Raw genomic sequence first — 6,162 nt, 5'->3', positions numbered from 1 at the left:
CACCAAAATCCCCCTCAGGCTCTAAATACACCTCCTCTCCCGGCGGCGGGTATTTAAAAATCAAGCCCCGCCGGCGATTGATCTTTCAGACCCGCGGGGATTGGGTTTTCCGGACCCGCGGGGTGGGCTTTCCGGACCTGCGGGGGTTGGGTTTTCCAGACCTGTGGGGGTTGGGTTTTCCAGACCCGCGGCGGGTGGGCAATTCAAGCCCCTGCGGCGATTGAGCAGCGGGGTCCGGGGCGGAGCCCCGAAGCGGGTGCCGGGTGGGCTCAAGGGGCGATTCGGTGGCCCGGAGGGGACGTGGCACGATGCGAGCATGTCCTCCGCACCCACCGATCTCTGCCCCCTCCCGATCGTGCAGGCCCCCATGGCTGGCGGCGCCTCGCACCCCGCACTGGTCGCCGCCGTGACCGAGGCCGGCGGACTCGGGTTTCTCGCCGCCGGGTACAAAACGGCCGACGGGATGTACCAGGAGATCAAACAGGCGCGGGCACTGACCGGCAGGCCCTTCGGCGTCAACCTCTTCATGCCGCAGTCCGAACACGCCGACCCGGCCAGCGTCGAGGTCTACCGCAACCAGCTCGCCGGCGAGGCCACCTGGTACCGCACCCCCCTCGGCGAGACCGACAGCTGCAGCGACGACGGCTACGACGCCAAGCTCGCGATTCTCGTCGACGACCCCGTCCCGCTGGTCACCTTCACCTTCGGCTGCCCCCGCCGCGCGGTCGTACAGGCGCTGCAACGCGTCGGTACGAAGGCCGGCGTCACCGTCACCACCGTGGAGGAGGCGCAGGCCGCGCAGGAGGCCGGCGCCGACCTGGTGTGCGTACAGGGGATCGAGGCCGGCGGGCATCAGGGCACGCACCGGGACAACCCCGAGGCCGACGGGAGCGGGGTCGGGCTGCTCTCGCTGATCGTGCAGGTGCGCGAGGCCGTGCAGCTGCCCATCATCGCCGCGGGCGGGATCATGCGCGGCGCGCAGATCGCCGCGGTGCTCGCGGCCGGCGCCGACCTCGCACAGCTCGGCACCGCGTTCCTGGTCACCCCGGAGTCCGGGGCGCCGGAGCCGCACAAGCAGGCCATGACCGATCCGCTGTTCAACCGGACCGAACTGACGCGTGCCTTCTCCGGCCGCCCCGCGCGCGGGCTCGTCAACCGGTTCATGCGCGAGCACGGACCGTACGCCCCGGCCGCGTACCCGCAGGTCCACCACATGACGTCGCCGCTGCGCAAGGCCGCGGCCAAGGCCGGTGACCCGCAGGGCATGGCGCTGTGGGCGGGGCAGGGGCACCGGCTCGCGCGGGGGCTTCCGGCCGGGCAGCTCGTGGAGGTGCTCGCCGCCGAACTCGACGCCGCCAAGGCCGCGTTGACGCAGCGGGGCGCCGCCTGATGACCGCTCCGGTATTCGTCGTCGAGGGGCCCGTACCCGGCGACCGCGCCTATGTGCTCGACGGGCCCGAGGGGCGGCACGCCGTCTCCGTGAAGCGGCTGCGAGCCGGGGAGACGGTGACCCTCACCGATGGGCTCGGCTCCTGGTGCGAGGCCGTCGTCACCGGCAGCGAGGGCAAGGACCGGCTCGAAGTCGCGGCGGGGCCCGTGCGGGTGGAGCCCGACGAGCGGCCCCGGATCACCGTCGTACAGGCGCTGCCCAAGGGCGACCGGGGCGAACTCGCCGTGGAGACCATGACCGAGACGGGCGTCGACGCGATCGTGCCGTGGGCCGCCTCCCGGTGCATCACGCAGTGGCGAGGCGAGCGCGGGCTCAAGGCGCTCGGCAAGTGGCGGGCCACCGCGCGCGAGGCCGGGAAGCAGTCGCGGCGGGTGCGGTTTCCGGTCGTCGGGGAGGCCGCGACGACGAAGGAGGTCGCGGCGCTGCTCGCCGGGGCGGACTTCGCGGCGGTGCTGCACGAGGACCGGGACGCCCCGAGCGGGGCGCTTGCTTCGGCCGGGCTTCCGGACAGCGGCGAGATCGTGCTCGTCGTCGGCCCCGAAGGCGGCGTCTCGCCTGAGGAGTTGACGGTGTTCGAGGAGGCCGGGGCGCAGCCGATGCGGCTCGGGCGGAGCGTCCTGCGCACGTCGACGGCCGGAACGGCGGCGGTGGCGTTGCTGCTGGGGCGCACGGGACGCTGGGGGTAGGCGGCCCGTACGCCGGTCGCTCCCATAGTGGCCGCAACAGCACTACCGACCCTGTACGTCCACTGGCATTCTGCCGTGCATGCGGGGATCGAGAGGGTTCGGCGGGCTGGTCCTCGTCGCTGCCGTCGTCGCCACGGGCGTCGCGTGTCAGCCGATCGAGGGCGACCTCAACCCGTCCGAGGTCGCGGCGACCACCGACCAGCAGGCCACCACTGAGCTGAACCGGCAGCACGGCAAGGTCGCCTGGCTCAGCTGTACGGCCGTGTACCGCGGGCCCACGCCCTCCGGTGAATCGGCGCCCAGCGAAGTGAAGGTCGACTGCCGGGGGAAGACCAAGGACGGCAAGGACGTCAACGTACAGGGGTGGGTGTACGGGGTCGTCGCAGGCGCCTGTGTGCGCGGAAAGGTCATCGCGCGCATCGACGGAAAGGTGTGGTTCAGCTACGGCGTGCTCGGCAACTGCGCGGCGAACGACGCCACTTCGGCCCCGAAGAACCCCGACCCCGGGCCTTCGAAGGATCCCGAACCGGCCCCCTCCGAGGATCCGCCGCCCCAGCAGCCGCAGCCCGGCGCCACGAGCACCGTCACCGAGACCGTCACGGTGACCGCGCCCCCGCCGACTTTCCAGGGGAAGTGAAGGCGGAAGTGAAGGGCAAGTGATCAGACGGGCTGACGTGGGGCGCGGCCAAATTTAGGCTGGGCCGGGTGACGACTCCTGCGTACCTCCGGTTCCCGCACCTGCACGGCGAGTTGGTGGTCTTCACCGCCGAGGACGACGTGTGGGCCGCGCCGCTCGACGGCGGCCGCGCCTGGCGGGTCAGCGCCGACAACATGCCCGTCGGTCATCCCCGGCTCTCCCCGGACGGCGAGACGGTCGCCTGGACCTCGCGGCGCGACGGAGCACCGGAGGTGCACACCGCCCCGGTGGCCGGCGGATCCGCCAAGCGGCTTACGCACTGGGGGAGTTGGACGACCCAGGTGCGCGGCTGGACACCCGACGGGCGAGTGCTCGCCACCACCACGCACGGCCAGGCCTCGCTGCGCCGCAGCTGGGCGCGGGCCGTGCCCCTGGACGGCGGACCCGCCGAGACGCTGCCGTACGGGCCCGTGGGCGGCGTCGCGTTCGGGCCCGAGGACCGGACCCTGCTGCTGTCCGCGACGATGGGGCGGGAGGCCGCCTGGTGGAAGCGGTACCGGGGCGGCACGGCCGGCAAGCTGTGGATCGACCGGGAGGGCGCGGGGGAGTTCGGGCGCCTGCACGCCGAACTCGACGGGAACATCGAGTACCCGATGTGGGTGGGGGACCGCGTCGCGTTCCTCTCCGACCACGAAGGCGTCGGCGCGCTCTACTCCTCCCTCCCCGACGGTACCGAGCTGCGACGGCACACGCCCATCGACGGCTTCTACGCGCGGCATGCCGCCACCGACGGCGAACGGGTCGTCTACGCGAGCGCCGGTGACCTGTGGATCGTCGACGGCCTCGACGAAGGCGTGGAGGCGCGCCGGCTCGACATCCGCCTCGGCGGCCAGCGCGTCGACCTCCAGCCCCGGCCCGTCGACGCCGCGCACTGGTTCGGTGCCGCGTCCCCCGACCACACCGGACGCGGCAGCGCCGTCAACGTACGCGGCGCCGTGCACTGGGTGACCCACCGCGCGGGCCCCGCCCGCGCGCTCGCCGCCGCACCGGGCGTCCGGGCCCGGCTCCCGCACACCTTCCGCGTCGACGGCGAGGAACACGTCGTGTGGGTGACGGACGCCGAGGGCGACGACGCCCTGGAGTTCGCGCCCGCCACCGGCGCCGCGCCCGGCGCCACACCGCGCAGGCTCGGCGCAGGACGGCTCGGCCGGGTGCTCACCCTGACGGTGGCGCCCGACGGCGGCCGGGCCGCCGTGGCCTCGCACGACGGCCGGATCCTGCTCGTCGAGCGCGACAGCGGCGACGTACGGGAAGTGGACCGCAGCGAGGACGGGAACGCCACAGGGCTCGCGTTCTCGCCGGACTCGGCGTGGCTCGCCTGGTCGCACCCGGGACCGCACGACCTGCGCCAGCTCAAGCTCGCCAACGCCACCGACCTGTCCGTCAGCGAGGCGACCCCGCTGCGATTCCGGGACTACGCGCCCGCGTTCACGCTCGACGGCAAGCACCTGGCGTTCCTGTCGGCGCGCTCCTTCGACCCGGTCTACGACGAGCACGCCTTCGACCTCGCGTTCGTCAGCGGCTCGCGCCCGCACCTGATCACGCTCGCCGCGACGACACCTTCGCCGTTCGGGCCGCAGCGCCACGGCCGCCCCTTCGACACCCCGGACGTTCCCGGAGCCGAGACGCCCGACAGCGAGGGCACGCCCGCGACCCGCGTCGACCTGGAGGGCCTGCTCGACCGCATCGTGCCGTTCCCCGTCGAGGCCGCGCGCTACTCCCGGCTGCGGACGGCCAAGGACGGCGTGCTGTGGCTGCGGCACCCCGTGCGCGGCGTGCTCGGCGACTCCCGTGCCGGTCTCGACGCGCCGGAGCCCAAGACCCGCCTGGAACGCTACGACCTGGTCCAGCAGCGCATCGAGGAGATCGGCGCCGACGCCGAGCACTTCGAGGTCAGCGGCGACGGCAAGCGGGTGCTGCTGTGGACCGGCGAGGCCCTCAAGGTGGTCCCCAGCGACCGGCGCCCCGCGCACGACGACGACAGCGACACGAACATCACCGTCGACCTCTCCCGGGTCAGCCAGACCGTCGACCCGGCGGCCGAGTGGCGGCAGATGTACGACGAGGCCGGACGCCTCATGCGGGACAACTTCTGGCGCGCCGACATGAACGGCGTCGACTGGGAGGGGGTGTTGGCGCGGTACCGGCCGGTGCTCGACCGGGTCGCCACGCACGACGACCTCGTCGACCTGCTGTGGGAGGTGCAGGGTGAGCTGGGGACCTCGCACGCGTATGTGTCGCCGAGGGGCGGAGGGGGCACCGCCGCGCGCCGGCAGGGGCTGCTCGGCGCCGACATCTCCCGTCACGAGGACGGCAGTTGGCGGGTCGACCGGGTGCTGCCGTCCGAGACCTCCGACCCGCGCGCCCGCTCCCCGCTCACCGCGCCCGGTGTCGCCGTACGCGCCGGGGACACGCTCGTCGCGGTCGGCGGGCGGCCGGTCGACCCGGTGACCGGGCCCGCGCCGCTGCTCGTCGGCACCGCCGACCAGCCCGTGGAGTTGACGGTCTCGCCGGCCGGTGGCGGCGACCCGCGCCACGTCGTCGTCGTGCCGCTCGACGACGAGGAACCGCTGCGGTACCACGCGTGGGTCGCGGACCGGCGGGCGTACGTCCACGAGCAGTCGGACGGCCGGCTCGGATATCTGCACGTCCCCGACATGCAGGCGCCGGGCTGGGCGCAGATCCACCGGGACCTGAGCGTGGAGGTCGCGCGGGACGGGCTCGTCGTGGACGTCAGGGAGAACCGGGGCGGGCACACGTCGCAGCTCGTCGTGGAGAAGCTGGCGCGCCGCGTGGTGGGCTGGGACGTGCCGCGGGGCAGCCGCCCGTTCACGTACCCGATGGACGCGCCGCGCGGCCCGGTCGTCGCCGTGGCCAACGAGTTCTCCGGCTCGGACGGCGACATCGTCAGCGCGGCGATCAAGGCGCTCGGCATCGGGCCCGTCGTGGGCGTACGTACGTGGGGCGGCGTCATCGGCATCGACAGCCGGTACCGGTTGATGGACGGGACGCTGGTCACGCAGCCGAAGTATGCGACCTGGATGGAGGGGTACGGGTGGGGCCTCGAGAACCATGGGGTGGACCCGGACGTGGAGGTGGTTCTGGCGCCCCAGGACGCGGTGGCCGGTCGTGACCCGCAGCTCGATGAGGCCATCCGCATCGCGCTGGCGGCGCTTGCGGACAACCCGGCCAAGTCGCCGCCTACGCTGCCGCGAGCTTCGGCGGAGTAGTGGTGACGCCCACGGGGCTCTGCCCCGGACCCCGCTGCTCAATCGCCGCAGGGGCTTGAAAGATCGCCTCAATCGCCGGCGGGGCTTGATAGATCAAGC

Annotated in this window: 4 protein-coding genes; all 4 read left to right on the top strand. The window is 73.3% G+C overall.

Annotation, left to right across the window (positions count from 1 at the left end):
- Window positions 1-316 precede the first annotated feature (316 nt).
- The 4 genes from ABT004_RS35560 (at window position 317) to ABT004_RS35545 (ending at window position 6,063) form a co-directional block, all read left to right on the top strand.
- Window positions 317-1,390: a nitronate monooxygenase gene (locus ABT004_RS35560; protein WP_351345714.1), complete on the top strand. Its 1,074-nt coding sequence runs from the start codon at window positions 317-319 to the stop codon at window positions 1,388-1,390.
- On the top strand, window positions 1,390-2,136 hold the full coding sequence (locus ABT004_RS35555) for a 16S rRNA (uracil(1498)-N(3))-methyltransferase (protein ID WP_351345711.1): 747 nt from the start codon (window positions 1,390-1,392) through the stop codon (window positions 2,134-2,136). Before ABT004_RS35560 ends, ABT004_RS35555 begins: the two co-directional genes overlap by 1 nt.
- 79 nt (window positions 2,137-2,215) lie before the next feature.
- Window positions 2,216-2,773 carry a hypothetical protein gene (locus tag ABT004_RS35550; protein WP_351345708.1) on the top strand — a complete coding sequence of 186 codons (558 nt, stop codon included), beginning with the start codon at window positions 2,216-2,218 and terminating at the stop codon, window positions 2,771-2,773.
- Between the two features lie 68 nt (window positions 2,774-2,841).
- On the top strand, window positions 2,842-6,063 hold the full coding sequence (locus tag ABT004_RS35545; protein WP_351345705.1) for a S41 family peptidase: 3,222 nt from the start codon (window positions 2,842-2,844) through the stop codon (window positions 6,061-6,063).
- Window positions 6,064-6,162 lie beyond the last annotated feature (99 nt).

The sequence above is a fragment of the Streptomyces sp. NPDC002790 genome (genome assembly GCF_040295505.1).
In the GTDB taxonomy this organism is placed as follows: Bacteria; Actinomycetota; Actinomycetes; order Streptomycetales; family Streptomycetaceae; genus Streptomyces.
Note: the sequence above shows the minus strand (reverse complement) of the source record. Positions and strands in the feature narration are given on the sequence as shown.

Excerpts from the sequence above, each read along its gene's own strand:
- ABT004_RS35560 (WP_351345714.1), top strand. The coding sequence starts at position 317 with ATGTCCTCCGCACCCACCGATCTCTGCCCCCTCCCGATCGTGCAGGCC.
- ABT004_RS35555 (WP_351345711.1), top strand. The coding sequence starts at position 1,390 with ATGACCGCTCCGGTATTCGTCGTCGAGGGGCCCGTACCCGGCGACCGC.
- ABT004_RS35550 (WP_351345708.1), top strand. The coding sequence starts at position 2,216 with ATGCGGGGATCGAGAGGGTTCGGCGGGCTGGTCCTCGTCGCTGCCGTC.